Below are 19,715 nucleotides of genomic sequence, written 5' to 3' on the forward strand. Positions count from 1 at the left end.
ATGGCGTGAAGAAAAGGGGCGGGGCGTCGGGCGGTCAGGCCGCGAGCGGCGCGCCGAGGAAGTTGCCGAACGCCGCGTAGAAGCCCGCCGCGTTGTCCCATGGAATCATGTGGCCGGCGTCGGGCACGCGCACGTGCCGCATCGACGGCGTCGCGCGCTGCAGTTCGGCGACATCGTCGTCGCGCACCACGTCGCCGCGCTCGGCCGTGATCAGCAGCGACGGCACGGCCAGCTGCGCGGCATCCGCGTGGAAATCGTCGGTATGGAATCCCTCGTACGAAGCGCGCACCGCGCGTTCGTCGCAGGTATGCAGCCATTCGGCGCGCAACTGCAGTTCGGCATCGGTCCAGGTCGGACAGAACGCGCGCATCCCGTCGGCGTCGGTGCCCGCGCGGGCCAGCGCCATCGAGTCGATGTACCACGGCAGCTTGCCCGGATAGTCGCGGCGGTTCGGGCCCGAGACGGGCGGGTCGACGAGCACGACCGATTCGAGCCCGCGGATGCCGCGCCGCGTCGCGCGCGCGGCGATCCGCGCGCCCATCGAATGGCCGACGAGGCTCGTGCGCGGCAGGCCGAGCGCGGCGACCAGCGCCGCGATGTCGTCCGCCTGTGCATCGAGGCTGTAGTCGAGCGACGGCGACGCGTCCGACAGCCCGCGGCCGCGCACGTCGAGCACGTAGGTGTCGAATGCCGCGCCGAACGTTTCGCCGACGAAGCCCCACGTGATCGCGGGGCTCGTGATGCCGGGGATCAGCACGATCGCCGGGCGCGACGCGCGCGCGCCGGCCGTGCCGCCATAGCGCAGGTAGTGCTGGCGGATGCCGTTCGCGCGGATGTTCGCGCCGTAGAGGAAGGTCGAGGACATGAAGGGACTCCGTTCGAAGGGCGCGCTCAGTACGCGCCGGACAGCAGCGCGCCGGCGCCCGGCACGACGGGTTCGAGATCGAGCTCGCGCAGCATCGCGTAGGTGGTCGCGATCGCGGCCGTGACGACCGGCTTGCCCGTCATCGCCTCGACCTTCGCGACGGCCGGCAGCGACGGCATCTGCACGCACGCGGACAGCACGATCGCATCGGCATCCTGGTACGGCAGCGTCTTCACGATGTCGGGCAGGCGCGCCGGATCGTGGCGGCCGACGTCGAGATTGTCGGGAATCTCCAGCGCGCGGTAGGCGAGCACGTCGAAGCCTTCGTGGCGGATGTAGTCGACCACGAGTTCGGTCAGCGGCAGCATGTACGGCGCGACGACGACGATGCGCTTCGCGCCGATCACCTTCAGCGCGTCGACGAGCGCACCCGCGCTCGTCAGCACGGGCGCCCGCGCGCCGTTGTCGGCCGTGTGTTTCGTGAGGCGCGCCTGCGACACGCGGTGGTAGCCGTGCCCCATCGCCATGATCGCGACGAGGCAGGCATAGCCGAGCACGTCGACGCGCGCATCGCTCAGTTCCACCGCGCAGCGGTCGGATTCGGCATCCATTGCCGCGAGTTCTTCCTTGACGACCTTCTTCATCCGCATCCGGCTCGAATGGAACGTGAAGCGCTCGGGACGGATCGTTTCGCGCAGCCGCAGCATCGCCGGGATCTCGGTTTCCATCGTCGTGTTGGAACTCGGCACGATCTGGCCGATGCGGTAGGTCTTGCTCATGACGGGGGCTCCGTGTCGGTAAGGGAGGGCGGTACGCAGGTGCGGGATCGCCGGATGTCGAGCAAAGTCTAGTGTGTACATTTGAAAATGGCAATGGATCAAAATGAGGTTACGCGTGCCATACCTGTTTGTAGAGATGGATATGCGAGGAATTATTGGTGTTTTCCCGTATGTGGCAGAGACGCTAAACAATCCGCTTGTCCTGATTAAATTGAGTGTGTACGCTACATAAACGCCATTCAATCCGCCCGTATCCGTGCCGTGTTCGGCGCCGGGCTTACGATCAGGAGATCCGCATGAGCAAACCCCGTATCGCAATCATCGGCGCCGGTCTCGGTGGCACGGCCGCGGCTGCGCTGCTGCAGCGCGGCGGTTACGACGTCGCGCTGTACGAGCAGGCGCCCGCTTTTTCGCGCCTCGGCGCGGGCATCCATCTCGGCCCGAACGTGATGAAGATCATGCGGCGCATCGGCTGCGAGGACGCGCTGGAGACGATGGGTTCGCATCCGGATTGCTGGTACAGCCGAGACTGGCGGACGGCCGACGTGCTGTCGCAGATCCCGCTCGGCGACTACGCGCGCAAGACCTACGGGGCGAGCTACCTGACCGTGCACCGCGGCGATTTCCATGCATTGATGACGCAGGCGGTCACGCCCGGCACGATCCGCTTCGGCAAGCGGCTCGCGGCGGTCGAGGACACCGGCGATGTGGTGCGCCTGACGTTCGCCGACGGCAGCGTCGAGACGGCCGACATCGTGATCGGTGCGGACGGCGTGAATTCGCGGATCCGCGAGCATCTGCTCGGCGCGGAACCGCCGCGCTACACGGGTTATGTCGCGCACCGCGCGGTGTTCCCGGCGTCGCTGCTCGGCAACAAGCCGTACGACATGTGCGTGAAGTGGTGGTCGGAGGATCGCCACATGATGGTCTACTACGTGACCGAGAAGCGCGACGAGTACTACTACGTGACCGGCGTGCCGCAGGCCGAGTGGCCCGAGGGCGTGTCGATGGTCGACAGCAGCCGCGACGAGATGCGCGAGGCGTTCGCGGGTTTTCACGCCGACATCCAGCACCTGATCGACGTTTCGCCGTCGATCACCAAGTGGCCGCTGCTCGAGCGCGATCCGCTGCCGTTGTGGAGCCGTGGCCGTCTCGTGCTGCTCGGCGACGCATGCCATCCGATGAAGCCGCACATGGCGCAGGGCGCGGCGATGGCGATCGAGGATGCCGCGATGCTCGCGCGCTGTCTCGACGAAGTCGGCGTCGGCGACTACGCGGGCGCGTTCGCGCTGTACGAGGCGAACCGTGCGGCACGCGCGTCGAAAGTGCAGCGCGTGTCGCACAACAATACGTGGCTGCGCACGAACGAGGATCCGTCGTGGGTATTCGGTTACGACGTGTTCGACGTGCCGCTCGTCGCGCCGTCGCGCGGCGACGTGGCGGCCGCGGCCTGACGCGTCCACGGTGCCCGCGCCGGGCCGGCGCCTGGCCGTCGCGGGAATCGTGGCGCGCAGGTACGTGCGCATTTCGGCGTGTTATATGTCAGGGGCGCGCCGGCGGGTGCCAGCCGGCGGCCGTGCCCGCCGCCGGCCGTCACGGCCGGCACGCCGCATTCCGGATCCATTCAATGTCCCATCCCGCATCTCCGTCGCGGCCGCTGGCGTTTCGCGTGAACGGCACGCCGCATACCTTCGACGAGGCCGCACCCGACGCGCCGCTGCTGCTGGTCCTGCGCAACGACTGCGCGCTCAACGGCCCGAAATACGGCTGCGGGCTCGGGCAGTGCGGGGCGTGCACGGTGCTCGTCGACGGGCAGGCGACCCGCTCGTGCGTCGTGCCGGCCGCCGCCGCGAACGGGCGCGACGTCACGACGCTCGAAGGGCTCGGCTCGCGCGACGCGCTGCATCCGATCCAGCGCGCGTTCGTCGACGAGCAGGCCGCGCAATGCGGTTATTGCCTGAACGGGATGATCATGAGCGCGAAGGTGCTGCTCGAACGCAACCGCGCGCCGGACGACGCGGCGATCCGCGACGCGTTGCGCTTCAACCTGTGTCGCTGCGGCACGCATCTGGAGATCATCCGTGCGGTGCATCGCGCCGCACGTTATCTGCGAGACGGCGATGAAGCGTGATGCGCGCCTGCCTGCGCAGCCGGAGCGCGCGGCGGCGCCCGACACGCGCGACGCAACTGCCGCCGAGGCATCGCATGCGCACCGCGCGCGCTACGAATGGCCGATCGGCGACGCGCACGCGCGTGCATCGTTCGATATCGAAACGCAGACCGCACCCGACGGGCGGATGATGGCCTGGCGCTATCGCGCGCAGGCGGCCGGCGCGGCTGGGCACGATGCTCGCGGGGCTGAAGACGCGCGAGCGGATGCGAGCCCGGCGTCGCCGTTCGTCTACCGGCACGCGCGGACGTCGATCGAGCTGGCCGATGCCGGCGCAGCGATTCCCGGCCACGCGCACGCCTTTGCCCGCGAATCCTTCGTCGACGAACTCGCCGGTGCGTTGCGGCGCGACCCGGTCGCGCTGCGGCTGCAGCATCTCGATGCGGCGCGGGATGCGGGGCCGCGCGAGACCATCCGGATGGTCAGCGAGCGCGCCGCGTGGGGCGCACCGGTCGCGGCCCGCGCGACCCCGCCGTCGACGCTCAGCGGTCGCGGCTTCGCTTTCGACGGCGAGCCCGCGGCCGAATCCGGCGACACCCGTCATGACGGCGATCCGCACTGGTCTGCCTGGGTCGTCGATCTCGATGTCGACCGTGCGACGGGCGACGTCGCGGTGCGGCGCGTCGTGGCTGGACAGGGCGTCGGCGAGCCGGGCGACGCGTCGACGGTCGGCGTGCCCGCGTGGCAGATCGAAGCGGCGATTTCGCGCGTGATGGGGACGCGGCTGACCGCGCGTCCCGCGCATGACGAAACCGGGGCCGACGCGCAGCCGGACGCGATCGCGCTCGAGCTGGCTGTATCCGACGCAGCGGCGCCCCGTGCGCACGGTGAGCTGTCCGTACACGATGCGCGGCGGATCGAACAGGCGGCCGCGCCGGCCGCGGCTGCGATCGCGAACGCGCTGTACGACGCGACGGGCGTGCGTTTTCGTGCGCCGCCGTTCGATGCCGCGCGGATTCGCGCGGCGCTTGCGCAACCGGTGCCGGTCGATGCCGCCGACGGGTTGCATGCGGGCCCGCGCCGCGCGTCGCGCTGGCGCCGCTGGCTGGCCGGCGCAGGGGCGGGCGGTGTGGTCGGCGGGCTGCTCGGGCTGGCGTGCGCGATCCTGCCCGGGCACGCGCCGATTGCACCGATTGCGCCCGGCGGCGCGGACGGCGCGATGTGGAGCGCCGCGACCCTCGAACGTGGCCGCCAGGTTGCCCTCGCCGGCGATTGCGCGGTGTGCCACACGGCGCCCGGCGGCGCGACCAACGCTGGCGGGCTTGCGCTCGATACGCCGTTCGGCACCATTTACACGACGAACCTCACGCCCGATCCGGAAACCGGCATCGGCGCCTGGTCATATCCGGCGTTCGCCCGCGCGATGCGAGAAGGCATCTCGCGCGACGGCACGCACCTGTACCCGGCGTTCCCTTATACGGCGTTCGCGAAGCTGAGCGAGCCCGACCTGCTCGCGCTCTATGCGTACCTGATGTCGCAGCCGCCGGTGAAGCACGTACCGCCGCCGACCAAGCTGCCGTTCCCGCTCGACCGGCGGCGTCTCGTTGCCGGCTGGAACTGGCTGTATCACGACGCGCGGCCGTTTGCGCCGGACCCGGCGCGCTCGGCGATGTGGAATCGCGGCAAGTATCTGGTCGACGGCGCCGGGCACTGCGGCGCATGCCATACGCCGCGCAACGCGCTCGGTGCGGAGAAGGGCGGCCTGGCCTACCTGTCGGGCGGCGAAGCCGAGGGATGGGTCGCGCCGCCGCTCGTCGCGTCGCCGGCTTCGCCCGTGCCGTGGACCGAAGGCGCGTTGTTCGACTATCTGCGCACGGGCTTCTCGGCGCAGCACGGCGTCGCGGCCGGGCCGATGGCGCCGGTCGTCGCGGGGCTCGCGGCGCTGCCCGAGCACGACGTCTGGGCGATCGCGCACTATCTGGCGTCGCTGTCGCCGCCCGTCGATGCCGCGCTCGCCGCGGACGCGGCGACCCGCCAGATGCGCGGCGCGGAAACCGTCGCGACGCTCGGCCTCGAGAACGGCCGCCGCGCGTTCGACGCGGCGTGCGCGGTCTGTCATGCGGAATCGGGCGGCGTCGGGCATTTCGGCGTGCGTCCGCTGATGGGGCTCAACACGAGCGTCAGCCAGGCGGCGCCGGACAACCTGCTGCGCGTGCTGCACCACGGGATCGCCCAGCCGGCGACCGACCATCTCGGCTACATGCCGAGCTTCGGCGAGGCCTTCGACGACCGCCAGATGGCCGAGCTGGCCGCCTACATCCGGGCGCGCTACGCGCCGGGGCAGCCGGCGTGGCGCAATCTGGCGGAAACCTCAGCGAGGATCCGCCAGGCGGGCGTGCATTGACCGTCGCACCGATGTGAGCAGCCGGACCAGCATGGGGCAGGGCGAAATGACCTGTCCGACGAAAACGGTCGCTGGCGATGGCTGTAAATCTTGCCTGAATCGGCCATCGTTTAACCATTCGAAACAATGTGTTCACTGAAAGGGGCATGATCTCCGGCGATCGGGCAGGCATACTGTCGCCTATGTTGCTCAATGCACGTCGGACGGCGTGCGCTTGCCCCCATGTCCATTCCAGTCTCTTTTCGAACCCTGCGATGGTTGACCGTCGCGGCTGCCGCATGCTTGCTCGCCGCGTGTTCGACCGCTTCCGACGTGACCGCGACGTCGAACCCGAACGTGTACACCGTGACGACGCGCACGGTCGGCGTGTCGACGACGTGGGCCGACGCCCACGAGAAGGCCGTCAACGAAGCCACCAACTACTGCACGCAGCGCGGGATGCGCGCGAGCATGAAGACGGAATCGCTGACCGGCGGCCGCCGTGTCGACGCGCGCTCCGAACTCGCGTTCGAGTGCCATCCGACCTTCGAGACGGCCTCGAACCCACGCGGCTGAACGAACGGCGGTGCCGGTTGCACCGCCGGCGCCCGGCCCGGCGCCCGCATTTCCTTCCCCGGCATGCAGACCGACCCGCGAGGCCGGACCGGCCCGTCGCGGGTCGGTGCACGTGCGGCGTCGGCCGTGCGGGTCAGGCCGGCTGCGCCTCGTACAGCTTCACGCACGCGGAGAAGTCGAGCGTGCCGAGCCCCTGCTGGCTCATCGACTGGTAAAGCTGCTGCGCGAGCGCGCCCATCCACACCGGTTGATGCGCGCTCCGCGCGGCCTCGGTCGCGAGCCCGAGGTCCTTCAGCATCAGGTTCGCCGCGAAGCCGCCCGCATAGCCGCGCGCGGCCGGCGCCGTCTCGCTCACGCCCGGATACGGGTTGTACGTATCCGAACTCCAGCAGCGGCCGGTCGACGTGTTGATGATGCCGGCCAGCACGGCCGGATCGATGCCGAGCGCCGCACCGAGCGCCATCGCTTCCGACACGCCCATCATCGAGATCCCGAGCAGCAGGTTGTTGCAGATCTTCGCGATCTGTCCGGTACCCGTGCCGCCGCAATGCACGACGTTCTTGCCCATGTCGAGCAGCACGGGGCGGATGCGCTCGAACAGCGCACCGTCCGCGCCGACCATGAAGGTCAGCGTGCCGGCCTGCGCGCCGCCGGTGCCGCCCGATACCGGTGCGTCGGCGAGCGGGAAGCCGCGTTGCGCGGCGGCGTCGGCCACCGCGCGCACGGTGCCGGGATCGATCGTGCTGCAGTCGATCAGCGTCGCGCCGGCGCGTGCGCCGGCCAGCACGCCGTCGTCGCCGAGATAGACGGTGCGCACGTGCTGCGCGGCCGGCAGCATCGTGATCACGACGGCGCCGTGCGCCGCCGCTTCGCGCGGCGAGCCGGCCGCCGTCGCGCCCGCGCGCAGCGCGGCATCGACCGCGTGCGCGTCGAGGTCGAACACCGTCAGCGCATGGCCGGCCTTGAGCAGGTTGGCGGCCATGGGGCCGCCCATGTTGCCGAGCCCGATGAATGCGATTTCCATGTGCAGGCTCCCGGTCAACGCAGCGCGATCGTCGTGTTCACGCCGCCGGCCGTCGCGTCGTCGTCGAACCAGCGCGCGGTGACCGTCTTGGTCTGCGTGTAGAACTGCACGACCTGCTTGCCGTACGGCCCGAGATCGCCGAGCTTCGAGCCGCGCGAACCGGTGAAGCTGAAGTAGGGCACCGGCACCGGGATCGGGATGTTGATGCCGACCTGGCCGATGTCGATCTCGCTCTGGAACTTGCGCGCGGCCGCGCCGCTCTGCGTGAACAGGCCCACGCCGTTGCCCATCGGGTTGCGGTTGACGAGCGCGATCGCGTCGTCGAGCGTGTCGGCTTCGAGCACGACCACCACCGGCCCGAAGATTTCCTCCGTATAGATCGACATGTCGGTCGTCACGCCCGAGAAGATCGTCGGGCCGACGAAGTTGCCCTGCTCGTAGCCGGGCACCTTCACGTCGCGGCCGTCGAGTTCGAGCTTCGCGCCGGCCTTCACGCCTGCTTCGATCAGCGCGGTGATGCGCGCATGCGCGGCCTTCGACACGACCGGGCCGACATCGGTGCCCGGTTCGTGGCCCGCATTGACCTTCAGCGCCTTCGCCTTCTCGACGAGCTCGGGCAGCCAGTCGCGCGCCTTGCCGACCAGCACGACGACCGACGTCGCCATGCAGCGCTGGCCGGCCGCGCCGAAGCCCGCGCCGACGAGCGCGTTGATCGACTGCTCGCGGTGCGCATCGGGCAGCACGACCGCGTGGTTCTTCGCGCCCATCATCGACTGCACGCGCTTGCCGTGCTGGCTGCCGAGGTTGTACACGTGCGTGCCGACGCGCGTCGAGCCGACGAACGAGATCGCCTTGATGTCCGGATGCGTGCACAGGCGGTCGACCACCGTCTTGCCGCCGTGCACGACGTTCAGCACGCCTTGCGGCACGCCGGCCTCGATCGCGAGTTCGACGAGCTGCATCGTCGACAGCGGGTCCTGCTCCGACGGCTTCAGCACGAACGTGTTGCCGCAGACGATCGCCATCGGGAACATCCACAGCGGGATCATCCCGGGGAAGTTGAACGGCGTGATGCCCGCGCACACGCCGATCGGCTGGCGCAGCGTATACGTGTCGACGCCGCCCGCGACGTTCTCCGCGAACTCGCCCTGCTGCAGCGTGCCGATCGAGCATGCATGCTCGACGACTTCGAGGCCGCGGAAGATGTCGCCCTGCGCGTCGGGCAGCGTCTTGCCTTGCTCGGCGGTCAGCGTATGCGCGATCCGTTCGAGATTGCGGCGCACGAGATCCTGGAATTTCAGCATGATGCGCAGCCGCGCACCGATCGGCGTCGTCTTCCAGGTCTGGAACGCGCGCTGCGCGGACGCGATCGCGGCATCGACCTCGTCGAGCGTCGCGTACGGCACGCGGCCGATCGTTTCCTGCGTCGCGGGGTTGACGATGTCGCCCCATTCGGCGCTTCGCGAGTCGACGAACGCGCCGTCGATCAGCAGCTTGGCGGTGGGCAGGGCGAGGGTGGTCTGGGGAACTGCGGCGTTCATGGAACTCTCCGGAAAACGGTGGGGCGATGACAAAGGGCGCCTGCTTCCGCCGCGCGTGCACGCACGGCGGAGCACAGGACGAAAGGGGTTCGACTGGCGGCCGGCGGCAGGCTCAGGTGCGCGCCGGACGCATCAATGCGGTACACACGAGCGCGAATACGCCGAAGCCGACGAGGTACGCGATCACGTAGTGCGGCTGGCCGCCGCCGGCCTTGAGCAGCGACGTCGCGATCATCGGCGCGAAGCCGCCGCCGATCACGCCGGCCAGCTGCACCGACAGCGAGATGCCGCTGTAGCGGATTTCCGCCGGGAACTGCTGCGCGAACAGCAGCGATTCCGGCGCATAGAGGATCGGGAACACGACGCCGAGGCCGAGCACGATCGCCCACCACGCATACGACGTCTGCTGCGTGCCGAGCATCATGAAGAACGGCCCGGCGAACGCGCACATCAGCACGAGGCCGATCGCGAACATCCGGCGCTGGCCGATGCGGTCACTCAGGTGGCCGCACAGCGGCATCGTGACGAGCGACAGCGCGGCGCCGGCCGTGATCGCGTGCAGCATCTCCGCCTTCGGCAGATGCAGCTGCTGCGTCGCGTAAGCCAGCGCGAACGTGACGACCATGTAGAACCACGTGTTCTCGGCGGCGCGTGCGCCGACGATCGTCAGCACTTCACGCGGATGGCGGCGCAGCGCGGCCGTCACCGGCGACTTCTCGGCCTTGCCCTGGCGCTGCATCTTCTCGAAGTCGGGCGATTCGGGCACTTTCGCGCGGATGAACCAGCCGAGGCCGACGAGCGCGATGCTCGCGAGGAACGGCACGCGCCAGCCCCACGACAGCATGTCGGCTTCCGGCAGCGCGGCGACCGCGGCCATCGCGACCGACGACAGGATCAGGCCGAGCCCGACGCCCGTCTGCGGCAGGCTGCCGAACAGCCCCTTGCGGCCCTTCGGCGCGTGTTCGACGGCCATCAGCACCGCGCCGCCCCATTCGCCGCCGACCGCCATGCCCTGCAGGAAGCGCATCGCGATCAGCAGTGCGGCGGCCCAGTAGCCGATGCGGTCGTACGACGGGATCAGCCCGATGATCATGCTCGGCACGCCCATCAGCAGCAGCGTGATCATCAGCATCGACTTGCGGCCGATGCGGTCGCCGAAGTGGCCGAACACGATGCCGCCCATCGGCCGGCCGATGAAGCCGACCGCGAACGTGCCGAATGCGGCGAGCGTGCCGACGACGGGGTCCAGCGACGGGAAGAAGATGCGGTTGAACACGAGCGCGGCGGCCGTGCCGTAGAGGAAGAAGTCGTACCACTCGATCGTCGTGCCGGCCATGCTGGCCCAGCCGGCCAGCAGGTAGTGCTTCGCGGTGCGCTCGGGCGCCGGCGTCGCGATGGTCGCATGCTCATCGAGGGTGGATCGGGTCTGCATGGTGTCTCCGGTTTTATTGCCTGCAGCTCATGGTCCGCAGGTCAGGGTCGAGTATAGTTATGCGCGGATTCATCATGTACCGATAAAGAAACCGGTTGGATGTGCATTTATGCATATCGACGGCCAGCCCCGAGACGCCAGCCCCTTTTCCCCTCGCCGATGCGACATGCCACCGAGCCGGTTTCCGGCAACCTGAACTGGGACGACCTGCGGTTCTTCCTCGAAGTCGCGCGCACGCAGCGCGCGAGCGGCGCCGCGAAGCGGCTCGGCGTCGATTACACGACCGTCGCGCGGCGCGTGCGCGCGCTCGAGGCGGCGATGGGCACGCTGCTGTTCGACAAGTCGCGCTCCGGCGGCTTCACGCTGACGGCCGAGGGGCAGCGGCTCGTCGCGTATGCGGACGCGATGGAGACGACCGTGCAGTCCGCGTGCGACCAGATCGCGAACACGGGCGAGGCGCTGTCGGGCCACGTGCGGATCGGGTCGACCGAAGGGTTCGGCTGCTTCTTCCTCGCGCCGCAGCTCGCGCAGTTTCGCGCCGAACATCCGCACGTGACGGTCGACCTGCTGCCCGTACCGCATTTCGTCAACCTGCCCAAACGCGAGGCCGATCTCGCGATCACGCTCGAGCGGCCCGAGCGCGGGCCTTACGTGGTCACGAAGCTGTGCGACTACCGGCTGCGGCTCTATGCGACCCGCGACTACCTCGCGCACCACGCGCCGATCACGTGCACGGACGATCTCGCGCGGCACACGTTCATCAGCTACGTCGACGATCTCGCGTTCAGCAACGAGCTGCTGTACCTGGATCGCGCGGTGCCGGGCGCGACGGCCGGGCTGCGCACGACGAGCGTGATCGCGCAGTACTTCGCGGCGCTGCAAGGCGGCGGGCTCGCGATCCTGCCGTGCTTCATGGCGGCCACGCAGCCGGCGCTCGTGCCGGTGCTGCCGGACGATGTCGTCGTCACGCGGTGTTTCTGGCTGACGTGCCGCGAGGATCTGCGCAAGCTGCGGCGCGTGACCGCGCTGTGGGATTACCTGCGCGCGGCGGCGGACGCGAATCGCGCGCTGCTGTCGGGCGAAGCGGGAACGTTGAAATTCGTCGGCGCGCCGGAATAGCGAGGCGCGTGCCCGCTCGTCGAGATGGCGACGGCGGCGACGTGATCGGCATGGATGGAAAAACGGCCGGCGATAATCGGGCCGGCTCGCGGGAGAAAGGGGAGGGCAGATGGCTTTGACGCATGCGGGCAAGGTTTTCGTGGTTTGTGTGGCCGTATTCGGCGTGGCGGCGTACTGGCTCGCCGCGCGCATGGTGCGCCGCCAGACCGGCGGCAAGCGCGGGGCTGGCGGCGCGGTCGCGTTCTGGTGGCTCGTGTGTTTTTGCCTGGTGTCGCTGTTTTTCCCGTTCGCGTACTGGATCGGCGACGAACTCCGCGAACTGGCGGTGTCGCCGAAATACGAGGCGACCGTCGTGTCCTACCAGTCCGAGTGGGACACCTGCGAGCGGCGCGACAGCAGCGGGCGCACCGAGCGCTACCGGTGCATCATGTACACGTCGATCCTGGAAGCCGTGATGCCGGATGGCAAGCGGGTCGTGCTGCCGGGCAACGTCCGCTCGGGCGGCATGCCGGAGATCGGCGGGAAGATCGATGTCGTGTTGCCGGCCGGGGCGACGCAACTGCATGAACGCAGCGTGCGCAGTATCGGCCTGCTGGCCGGTGGGGCGTTGATGGTCGCGATCATCGGGTATTTCGTCTACCTGATCGCGGCGTACGGCGCGGGAAAGAACATCGACGGTGCGGCGCGCTTTGGCATGGCGGCGGTGATGAACGGGCTCGTGCCGCTCGGCGCGCTGCTGATGGAAATCGGGTTCCTGAGCGTGCCTTACCGCTACTGGGCGCACGGGAACCCGGAGCAATGGCCGGTGTGGGTGCTGGCGCTTTGCATGGTGTTCGCGCTGGCGCTGCTGCCGTTGCTGCTGATCTATGCGCGGACTGCATGGCGCGCGGTGGTGAAGTAACGGAGGCGGGGTGACGTCGGGTGAGCACCGTGTTCAGCGCGCGAGGGGCTTCAGGCCGGTGTGGCGGATCTGCTTGTGGATCCCGCCGACGCCGGCCCGCCGGTATGCGGCGCGCAACGCGCGGCGCCGCACGATCGCGGCGTAGGGGCGTGCCGTGCAACCGGCACTCAACCCGGGCACTCGAGCCGGTCCGCGAGTTCGTTCAGGTCCCTGACGTCGAAATCCCACGCGTCGTCGGCCTGCAGGTCGGTCGTCTGGCCGGGCCCGTGCTCGGTCGGCCGCAGCACGAATGCGGTCGACAGCCCCTGCCGGCGCGCGGCCGCGAGATCGCCGTTGTGCGCCGCGACCAGGCACAGCTCGGCGGGCGCGAGGCCGAGAAGGTCGACGGTGTCGGTGTACACCTGCGGCGACGGCTTGTACGCGCGAACGACTTCCGCGCCGAGGATCGCATCCCAAGGCAGCCCCGCGCGCTTCGCGACGTCGACCATCAGCCGGATGTTGCCGTTCGACAGCGGCGCGATGATGAAGCGCCGCTTCAGCCGGTGCAGCGCCGCGACCGCGTCGGGCCACGGGTCGAGGCTGTGCCATGCGAGGTTGAGCGTGTCGATGTCCGCGTCGGGCACGCCGTCGATGCCGAAACGGTCGAGCGTGCGGACCAGGTTTTCGCGATGCAGCACGTCGAGCCGCACGTAGCGGCGGCGACCGCTGCGGATTTCTTCCATCGACGGCGAGTATTCGGCGCGCCAGGCATCGGCGAACACGAACGGGTCGAGGGTCGGCGCGTGGCGCTCCAGGAACGCGGCGGCGCCGCGTGCGACACCGCTTCTCCAGTCGACGATCGTTCCGAAGACATCGAAAACGAGCGCCTTGATTTCGGCAGGGTTCGTCATGGTGATCCAGTGAAGGTCGTTCGATGAGGGTACCTATCGCCGGGCCGCCGGAATGCGCGACGCCGGTTCCGTCGACATTGAATCACGGATACGAAAACGCGGTCTGGCGCGGCCGCGATGCTGTCCGGCAGCAGCCGGCACGGCCGACGATGCCCGAGGCGTTCGCAGACGCGCGAACCTTTCGGAAGGCTGACCGCCGGCCGCGAGCGGCATCGCGACCGAGCGTAACCCCTGATGCACACGGACGCGCGGGGCGTCCCGTATTGGTGTTAAATATATTTCGGCGCACCCTGGCTCGGTGCGCGAAAACGGGGCGCACCGGGCATCGGCGTAAACCCGGAGCGAAAACGGCACGAAGGATCGATAACGAATCGGGCGCATCAGACCCGATCGGACAGACGGCAGGATTCATCTTGAATACCGAACCGCAGAGCTCTCGTTACAGCCTCGGTCTCGCGGCGGAAGTACTCGCGTCCGAGCAAAGCGTGCTGAGGCTGATCACGCGCAATACACCGCTGCCGGAACTGTTGGTCGAGGTCTGCCGGCGCGCCGAGACTTTGCTCGGCGATGGCGCGTCATGCACGATCCTGCTGCTCGATGCCGACGGCATGCACGTGCGCGTCGGCGCCGCGCCGTCGCTGCCCGCGCAGTACAGCGCCGCGATCGACGGCGCGACGATCGGCCCCGCGGCCGGCTCGTGCGGCACGGCGATGTACGAGCGCCGGATGGTCGCCGTCGAGGACATCGAAACCGATCCGCTGTGGGCCGACTACCGTGGCGTCGCGTTGCCGCTGGGCCTGCGCGCATGCTGGTCGGTGCCGTTCGTCGACGACGCGGGTGCCGTGCTCGGCGCGTTCGCCGTCTATCACCGCCGGCCGCGGCGGCCCAGCGACGAGGAAACCGAACTGTTGCGCGACATCGGCAACAGCGTCGGCCTCGCGGTACACCAGGACCGGATCGCGCGGCAGCTCGCGCGCAGCGAGGAACATCACCGGCTCGTCGTCAACAGCCTGAACGAAGGCATCCTCGTCGTATCGCGCGACGGCATCGTGATCGCGAGCAACCCGAGCGCGAGCCGGATGCTGCGCGCGAAGGGCGATCTCGTCGGCCGCCGGCTGTCGACCCTGATCCCGCGCAAGCTGCGCGAGGACGGCACGCCGATTGCGCCGCACGACTGGCCGAGCCGGCGTGCGCTCGAGACGGCCACGCCGATGCTCGACTACACGGTCGGCTTCGGCCTCGCGGACGGCGACATCATCTGGGTGCGCGGCAACGCGGTGCCGATCGTGCGGCCGGGCGAGACGCAGGCCGATTCGGTGCTCGTGTCGTTCAACGACATCGGCCCCGTGCGCGAAGCGCAGCAGCAACTGCGCTACCTGGCGACGCGCGATGCGCTGACGGGCCTCTACAACCGCCGCTGGCTCGCCGAGCGCATGCGCGAGCTGTTCGGCGGGCACGATGCGGGCCGGCCGGCACGCGTCGCCATCCTGTTCATCGATCTCGTCGGGTTCAAGAAGGTCAACGACACGGCCGGGCACGACGCGGGCGACGCGCTGCTGCGCAGCGTCGCGGCGCGGCTCGCGGCCTGCGCGGGCGGTCGCTACGCGCTGACGCGCGTGGGCGGCGACGAGTTCGTGATCCTCGTCGACGACTGCGACGATCCCGAGCGCCTCGCGGTGCTGGCGCGAGAGGTGATCGACGCGATCGCGAAGCCGTTCGCGATCGCGAACAACGAGTACTGGCTCGGCGTGTCGATCGGGATCAGCGTCGCGCCGCGCGACGGCGACGATGCGGTCACGCTGATGCGCAACGCCGATTCGGCGATGTACGACGCGAAGCAGCGGGGCCGCAATCACTTCACGTTCTTCACCGCGCAGCTCAACCTGCGGCTGCAGCGCCGCTTCGCGGTCGAGCAGTCGCTGCGGCGCGCGCTGACGTCGGACATGCTGCGGCTCGCGTACCAGCCCGTCGTCGACGCGCGCAGCGGCCGCACGGTCGGCGCCGAAGCGCTGCTGCGCTGGACCAGCCCCGAACTCGGGCCGATGTCGCCGGCGGAATTCATCCCGGTCGCGGAAGATACGGGGCTGATCGTCGCGATCGGCCAGTGGGTGCTCGAAACGGCCTGCAGGCAGATGGCCGAGTGGCGTCGTACGATCGCGCCGGACCTGATGCTGGCCGTCAACCTGTCGCCGCGGCAGTTTCACGAAGGGCTCGTCGAGTCGGTCGGCCGCTGTCTCGCGCAAACGCGGCTCGATCCGTCCGCGCTCGAGCTCGAGATTACCGAAGGACTGCTGATGAATGACACGGATACCGTGCTGCCGATGCTCGAAGCGCTCACCGACATGAACGTGCGGATCTCGGTCGACGATTTCGGCACCGGCTATTCGTCGCTCGCTTACCTGAAGCGTTTCCCGCTGCACAACCTGAAGGTCGACCGCTCGTTCGTGTCGGGCGTGCCCGATCACCACGACTCGGTCGCGATCACGCAGGCCGTCGTCGCGATGGCGCATTCGCTCGGCATGAAGGTGACGGCGGAGGGCGTCGAGACGCAGGCGCAATCGTGGTTCCTGCAGCAGATCGGCTGCGACATGCAGCAGGGCTACCTGTTCAGCCGCCCGCTGGACCCGAACGACTACGCGCGCCGGCTCGGCGCCGCGTAAGCGGACGGGCGCTCAGTCGCGTGGCACGCCGAACCCGCCGGCGCCGGGCGGCGGCGGCGACGAATCGATCTCGACGCGGTTCTTGCCTTCGTGTTTCGCGCGGTACAACGCGCGGTCGGCCGCCTCGATCAGCACGGTCGTCGGCAGGCCGGGCGTGGGCACGATGCTCGCGCCGCCGATGCTGATCGTCACCGTGTTGCCGGTCGACGAATGCGCGTGCCGCAGTTGCAGCGCCTCGACCGCGAGCCGGATCTTCTCGCCGAGCAGCCGCGCGGCGCCCGGCGACGTGGCCGGCATCACCACCGCGAACTCCTCGCCGCCGAAGCGCGCGGCGAGATCGCCCGATTGCCCGAGGCAGCGCTCGATGGTCGACGCGATCTGCTTGAGCACGCTGTCGCCCGACACGTGTCCGTACGTGTCGTTGTACAGCTTGAAATTGTCGACGTCGATCATCAGCAGCGACAGCTCGCTGCGCTCGCGCGTGCCGCGGCGCCATTCGGCCGCCAGGTATTCGTCGAGATAGCGCCGGTTCGACAGCCCGGTCAGGCCGTCGGAATGCGTGAGACGCCGCAGTTCGAGATTGGCCTCGAGCAGTTGCTGCTGCGATTGCCGCAGCGCGCGATAGGCCTCGTCGCGCTGCAGCAGGTTCATGTACGAGCGCGAGTGGTAGCGGATGCGCGCGACGAGCTCGATGCGGTCGGGCAGCTTCACGAGATAGTCGTTCGCGCCGGCCGCGAATGCGGCGCTCTTGATCACGGGTTCTTCCTGCGTCGACAGCACGATGATCGGCACGTCGCGTGTCGCCGCGTTCGCGCGGTACGACTTCACGAGGCTCAGCCCGTCGATGCCGGGCATCACGAGGTCCTGCAGGATCACGGTCGGCCGCGTTTCGATCGCGGTGGTCAGCGCGTCGTCCGAGCGCGGGCAGTAGTGGAAGTCGATGCCTTCCTCGTCGACGAGCGCGCGCCGGACGGCTTCCGCGACGATCGTCTGGTCGTCGACCAGCAGCACCATGGCCGGCACGTCGGCGCTCGGCGTGGTCGGGCTGCCCGGCGGGCGGGTCAGGTCGCTAGTCATGTTCGATGCGGTGTGTTGCGAGGGCAGGCATGGGTGTTGCGCGGGTTCATCGGGCTCAGATCCGGGCGAGCGCCGCCAGCTCGCCCGCGATGCGGCCGAGCGGCAGGATCGCGCGCGCCGCGCCGAGCGTCGCGGCCGCCTTCGGCATGCCGTATACCGCGCTGGTCGCCTCGTCCTGCGCGATCGTATGGTAGCCCTTCATCCGCAGCGCCTTCAGGCCGATCGCGCCGTCGCGTCCCATTCCCGTGAGCAGCACGCCGATCACGCGGCCGGACCAGTGCTCGGTCAGGCTGTTGAAGAACACGTCGACCGACGGACGATACGGCGTCGCGGCCGGCTCGCGCGTGTATTCGAGCGTGCCGGCGCGGGTGATGCGCAGGTGGTCGTCGGTCGCGGCGAGCAGCGCGACGCCCGGTTGCGGGCGGTCGCCTTCGCGCGCGACGCGCACCGTGAGCGGCGTCTGGCCGTCGAGCCATTGCGCCATGCCTTCCGCGAACGCACGGTCCACGTGCTGCACGATCACGATCGGCGCGTTGAAATCCGCCGGCAGGCCGCCGAGGATCGATGCGAGCGCACCCGGGCCGCCGGCCGACGCACCGATCGCGATCAGCGGACCGCCGCCGGCGCGCGCGGCCGTACCGGCGAGGCGCGTGCCGTCCGGCGCGTCGAGCAGCCGGCCGATCTGATCGATCTTCGCGAGCAGGAGTGCCGTCGTGTCGCCGGCCGCGCCGGCGCCGAGCCGCGGCGTATCGACCGCGTCGAGCGCGCCGGCGCCCATCGCCTCGAACACGCGCCACGCATTCGCGCCGATGCAGCTCGTCACGATCAGGATCGCGCACGGTCGTTCGGATCGCATGATCCGCCGCGTCGCTTCGATCCCGTCGAACTTCGGCATGATCAGGTCCATCAGCACGACGTCGGGCGGCTGCGCGGCGCACAGTTCGACGGCCTGCGCGCCGTCGGTCGCGACCCACAGCACGCGGTGCTCGGGTCGTCGCGCGATCGCGCGGCGCATCGCCTCGACGGCAAGCGGGAGGTCGTTGACGATGCCGATGTTCACAAGCGGAATGCTCCGGTCGGTTCGTAGTGTTGGAGATGGGCCGGGTTCATGGAAAGCATGGCCTGTCCGGCGCCGCCGAACGGCATCGGCGGGCGGACGGCACGGAATTTTTTTCGGTTGGCGACGCCCGCATGCTGTCATGCGGCGCGAGCGGCGGCAATCGAAAAATTCGCGCATGGCGCCGTTTCAGTGTTTTTCCTCTATGACGGTGCGGTGTTTTCCGGCGCCCGAGGGTGGCGGCCCGGTGCGGCCGTGCATGCCGGGGCGACGGATCGTGCCGACGCGGCGTGCGGAAGCCGGCATGTTACCGTGCCGGCGTCGACAAAAAAGAAAGAGGAGAGCCTGATGACCGTGCCCGATACCGTACTCGTCAGCCGCGACCCGTACGCACCGGTCGTCATCGAGCGGGCCGGCCGGTTGCTGTACCGGATCTTCATCGAGAGCGGACATGCGTCGTTCTGCCGCGATTTTCCGGTCGAGCCGGACGCGGTGCGCGTGCTGCGCGACGACGCCGAGCGCTACTACTTCCTGTTCGCGGCACTTCACCATCCGTACCAGCTGAGCGCGACGAACCTGTCCGACGCGGAGCGCGCGCGCTATTTCAGCACCATCCTGTTTGCCGGCCGCGACGAGGTCGAAGCCTTCATGACGGAACTGGACCGCGCCGGTCACGGCGCGCTCGCCAACCTGCTGAGGATCTTCACGCAAGCCGACTACCGGCAACTGCGCGCGGGCCGGTGGTTCGGCATGAGCGCGGGCACGCCGGCCGCGTAGCGGGCCGGATCGGCCACACCGGGCTGCCGGCCGCACGAGCCGATGCGCGGCCGCGCCGTCAATGGCTGCGCGCGTAGCCCTGGATCAGCGCGCGCATCATCCCCTCGACCGTCGCGTCGCGCAGGTCGCTTTCCTGCTCGGCTTCCTCGACGAGCGCGGCATAGGCCGTCGCGAGCGTCACGCGGTCGACTTCATGGCGTTGCTCCATCAGCGTCACCATCCCGTCCTTCGCCAGATGAGCGGAGAACGCGCGGCTGCCGATGGTCTGGAATACGTCAATCATGGCGGCTCTCCCGTCCGTTGCCGATGCTTTCCAGTTTAGTCGGCGGCCATGGGCTCCGCCACGCGCGCCGGCCGCCCGATTCCTCCGATGAAATACCGCCGACACAGGGTGCGTGCACGGTGTTCGCCGGTTTCAACGTTTACCCGAACCTGTAATTTGTCGACTTTTTATCGATAAAGTCTCGTGTTAGATTGCGCCGTCCGAGCCCGGTCGAAACCGGGCGGGCAGCGCGTTGCCTGGG

Annotated in this window: 17 protein-coding genes; 8 read left to right on the top strand and 9 right to left on the bottom strand. The window is 69.2% G+C overall.

What is annotated here, in order from left to right; all coding sequences use genetic code 11:
- Nucleotides 1-34 precede the first annotated feature (34 nt).
- Both AC1VVG_RS24910 and AC1VVG_RS24915 read right to left on the bottom strand, forming a co-directional pair.
- The gene (locus AC1VVG_RS24910) at nucleotides 35-865 is read right to left on the bottom strand and encodes an alpha/beta fold hydrolase (protein ID WP_226251809.1); all 831 of its coding nucleotides are present in this window, start codon (nucleotides 863-865) and stop codon (nucleotides 35-37) included.
- 26 nt (nucleotides 866-891) lie between these two features.
- Nucleotides 892-1,644, bottom strand: coding sequence for a maleate cis-trans isomerase family protein (locus AC1VVG_RS24915; RefSeq protein ID WP_034185887.1), 753 nt, complete (start codon nucleotides 1,642-1,644; stop codon nucleotides 892-894).
- 296 nt (nucleotides 1,645-1,940) lie between these two features.
- Here AC1VVG_RS24915 and AC1VVG_RS24920 point away from each other — a divergent pair, with 296 nt between their 5' ends.
- The 4 genes from AC1VVG_RS24920 (at nucleotide 1,941) to AC1VVG_RS24935 (ending at nucleotide 6,713) form a co-directional block, all read left to right on the top strand.
- Nucleotides 1,941-3,098 carry an FAD-dependent monooxygenase gene (locus AC1VVG_RS24920; protein WP_049029049.1) on the top strand — a complete coding sequence of 386 codons (1,158 nt, stop codon included), beginning with the start codon at nucleotides 1,941-1,943 and terminating at the stop codon, nucleotides 3,096-3,098.
- Between the two features lie 173 nt (nucleotides 3,099-3,271).
- Nucleotides 3,272-3,775, top strand: a complete 504-nt coding sequence (locus AC1VVG_RS24925) for a (2Fe-2S)-binding protein (RefSeq protein ID WP_034185889.1) — start codon at nucleotides 3,272-3,274, stop codon at nucleotides 3,773-3,775.
- On the top strand, nucleotides 3,765-6,158 hold the full coding sequence (locus AC1VVG_RS24930) for a c-type cytochrome (RefSeq protein ID WP_482836549.1): 2,394 nt from the start codon (nucleotides 3,765-3,767) through the stop codon (nucleotides 6,156-6,158). The genes AC1VVG_RS24925 and AC1VVG_RS24930 overlap by 11 nt, the downstream gene beginning before the upstream one ends.
- Nucleotides 6,159-6,380: 222 nt before the next feature.
- The gene (locus AC1VVG_RS24935; protein WP_034185891.1) at nucleotides 6,381-6,713 is read left to right on the top strand and encodes a hypothetical protein; all 333 of its coding nucleotides are present in this window, start codon (nucleotides 6,381-6,383) and stop codon (nucleotides 6,711-6,713) included.
- 133 nt (nucleotides 6,714-6,846) lie between these two features.
- On the opposite strand, the gene mmsB is transcribed toward AC1VVG_RS24935, so the two are convergent.
- From mmsB to AC1VVG_RS24950, 3 genes are all read right to left on the bottom strand, one after another.
- Nucleotides 6,847-7,737 carry a 3-hydroxyisobutyrate dehydrogenase gene (mmsB, locus tag AC1VVG_RS24940; RefSeq protein ID WP_059558268.1) on the bottom strand — a complete coding sequence of 297 codons (891 nt, stop codon included), beginning with the start codon at nucleotides 7,735-7,737 and terminating at the stop codon, nucleotides 6,847-6,849.
- A gap of 14 nt (nucleotides 7,738-7,751) precedes the next feature.
- Entirely contained in the window at nucleotides 7,752-9,278 is a 1,527-nt protein-coding gene (locus AC1VVG_RS24945; RefSeq protein ID WP_034185893.1) for a CoA-acylating methylmalonate-semialdehyde dehydrogenase, read from the bottom strand.
- Nucleotides 9,279-9,390: 112 nt separating this feature from the next.
- Nucleotides 9,391-10,710 (bottom strand): MFS transporter, encoded by a 1,320-nt coding sequence (locus tag AC1VVG_RS24950; RefSeq protein ID WP_482836551.1) that lies wholly within the window; start codon nucleotides 10,708-10,710, stop codon nucleotides 9,391-9,393.
- Nucleotides 10,711-10,869: 159 nt separating this feature from the next.
- Here AC1VVG_RS24950 and AC1VVG_RS24955 point away from each other — a divergent pair, with 159 nt between their 5' ends.
- Together AC1VVG_RS24955 and AC1VVG_RS24960 are read left to right on the top strand one after the other, a co-directional pair.
- Nucleotides 10,870-11,829 carry a LysR family transcriptional regulator gene (locus AC1VVG_RS24955; protein ID WP_301742955.1) on the top strand — a complete coding sequence of 320 codons (960 nt, stop codon included), beginning with the start codon at nucleotides 10,870-10,872 and terminating at the stop codon, nucleotides 11,827-11,829.
- A 109-nt stretch (nucleotides 11,830-11,938) separates the two neighbouring features.
- Entirely contained in the window at nucleotides 11,939-12,730 is a 792-nt protein-coding gene (locus tag AC1VVG_RS24960; RefSeq protein ID WP_482836553.1) for a uracil permease, read from the top strand.
- 167 nt (nucleotides 12,731-12,897) lie between these two features.
- Here the strand turns inward: AC1VVG_RS24960 and AC1VVG_RS24965 are convergent, their stop codons facing one another.
- Nucleotides 12,898-13,620: a haloacid dehalogenase type II gene (locus tag AC1VVG_RS24965; protein WP_059558265.1), complete on the bottom strand. Its 723-nt coding sequence runs from the start codon at nucleotides 13,618-13,620 to the stop codon at nucleotides 12,898-12,900.
- Between the two features lie 413 nt (nucleotides 13,621-14,033).
- Between AC1VVG_RS24965 and AC1VVG_RS24970 the strand changes: the two genes are divergently transcribed.
- Complete coding sequence (locus tag AC1VVG_RS24970; RefSeq protein WP_034185898.1) at nucleotides 14,034-16,280, top strand: putative bifunctional diguanylate cyclase/phosphodiesterase; 2,247 nt, start codon at nucleotides 14,034-14,036, stop codon at nucleotides 16,278-16,280.
- A gap of 12 nt (nucleotides 16,281-16,292) precedes the next feature.
- Here the strand turns inward: AC1VVG_RS24970 and AC1VVG_RS24975 are convergent, their stop codons facing one another.
- Nucleotides 16,293-17,357, bottom strand: a complete 1,065-nt coding sequence (locus AC1VVG_RS24975; RefSeq protein ID WP_034185899.1) for a diguanylate cyclase domain-containing protein — start codon at nucleotides 17,355-17,357, stop codon at nucleotides 16,293-16,295.
- A gap of 55 nt (nucleotides 17,358-17,412) precedes the next feature.
- The gene (cheB, locus tag AC1VVG_RS24980; protein ID WP_034185900.1) at nucleotides 17,413-18,417 is read right to left on the bottom strand and encodes a chemotaxis response regulator protein-glutamate methylesterase; all 1,005 of its coding nucleotides are present in this window, start codon (nucleotides 18,415-18,417) and stop codon (nucleotides 17,413-17,415) included.
- A gap of 345 nt (nucleotides 18,418-18,762) precedes the next feature.
- Here cheB and AC1VVG_RS24985 point away from each other — a divergent pair, with 345 nt between their 5' ends.
- Nucleotides 18,763-19,191 carry a hypothetical protein gene (locus AC1VVG_RS24985; RefSeq protein WP_482836556.1) on the top strand — a complete coding sequence of 143 codons (429 nt, stop codon included), beginning with the start codon at nucleotides 18,763-18,765 and terminating at the stop codon, nucleotides 19,189-19,191.
- 58 nt (nucleotides 19,192-19,249) lie between these two features.
- Here the strand turns inward: AC1VVG_RS24985 and AC1VVG_RS24990 are convergent, their stop codons facing one another.
- A complete protein-coding gene (locus AC1VVG_RS24990; protein ID WP_034185901.1) occupies nucleotides 19,250-19,474 on the bottom strand; it encodes a hypothetical protein in 225 nt (74 codons plus the stop codon).
- Nucleotides 19,475-19,715: the final 241 nt, after the last annotated feature.

Source organism: Burkholderia sp. L-4 (assembly GCF_056856535.1).

What these genes read in the sequence shown, in the direction of transcription:
- AC1VVG_RS24910 (WP_226251809.1), bottom strand. Translation starts at nt 865, where the DNA reads ATGTCCTCGACCTTCCTCTACGGCGCGAACATCCGCGCGAACGGCATC.
- AC1VVG_RS24915 (WP_034185887.1), bottom strand. Translation starts at nt 1,644, where the DNA reads ATGAGCAAGACCTACCGCATCGGCCAGATCGTGCCGAGTTCCAACACG.
- AC1VVG_RS24920 (WP_049029049.1), top strand. Translation starts at nt 1,941, where the DNA reads ATGAGCAAACCCCGTATCGCAATCATCGGCGCCGGTCTCGGTGGCACG.
- AC1VVG_RS24925 (WP_034185889.1), top strand. Translation starts at nt 3,272, where the DNA reads ATGTCCCATCCCGCATCTCCGTCGCGGCCGCTGGCGTTTCGCGTGAAC.
- AC1VVG_RS24930 (WP_482836549.1), top strand. Translation starts at nt 3,765, where the DNA reads ATGAAGCGTGATGCGCGCCTGCCTGCGCAGCCGGAGCGCGCGGCGGCG.
- AC1VVG_RS24935 (WP_034185891.1), top strand. Translation starts at nt 6,381, where the DNA reads ATGTCCATTCCAGTCTCTTTTCGAACCCTGCGATGGTTGACCGTCGCG.
- mmsB (WP_059558268.1), bottom strand. Translation starts at nt 7,737, where the DNA reads ATGGAAATCGCATTCATCGGGCTCGGCAACATGGGCGGCCCCATGGCC.
- AC1VVG_RS24945 (WP_034185893.1), bottom strand. Translation starts at nt 9,278, where the DNA reads ATGAACGCCGCAGTTCCCCAGACCACCCTCGCCCTGCCCACCGCCAAG.
- AC1VVG_RS24950 (WP_482836551.1), bottom strand. Translation starts at nt 10,710, where the DNA reads ATGCAGACCCGATCCACCCTCGATGAGCATGCGACCATCGCGACGCCG.
- AC1VVG_RS24955 (WP_301742955.1), top strand. Translation starts at nt 10,870, where the DNA reads ATGCGACATGCCACCGAGCCGGTTTCCGGCAACCTGAACTGGGACGAC.
- AC1VVG_RS24960 (WP_482836553.1), top strand. Translation starts at nt 11,939, where the DNA reads ATGGCTTTGACGCATGCGGGCAAGGTTTTCGTGGTTTGTGTGGCCGTA.
- AC1VVG_RS24965 (WP_059558265.1), bottom strand. Translation starts at nt 13,620, where the DNA reads ATGACGAACCCTGCCGAAATCAAGGCGCTCGTTTTCGATGTCTTCGGA.
- AC1VVG_RS24975 (WP_034185899.1), bottom strand. Translation starts at nt 17,357, where the DNA reads ATGACTAGCGACCTGACCCGCCCGCCGGGCAGCCCGACCACGCCGAGC.
- AC1VVG_RS24985 (WP_482836556.1), top strand. Translation starts at nt 18,763, where the DNA reads ATGACCGTGCCCGATACCGTACTCGTCAGCCGCGACCCGTACGCACCG.
- AC1VVG_RS24990 (WP_034185901.1), bottom strand. Translation starts at nt 19,474, where the DNA reads ATGATTGACGTATTCCAGACCATCGGCAGCCGCGCGTTCTCCGCTCAT.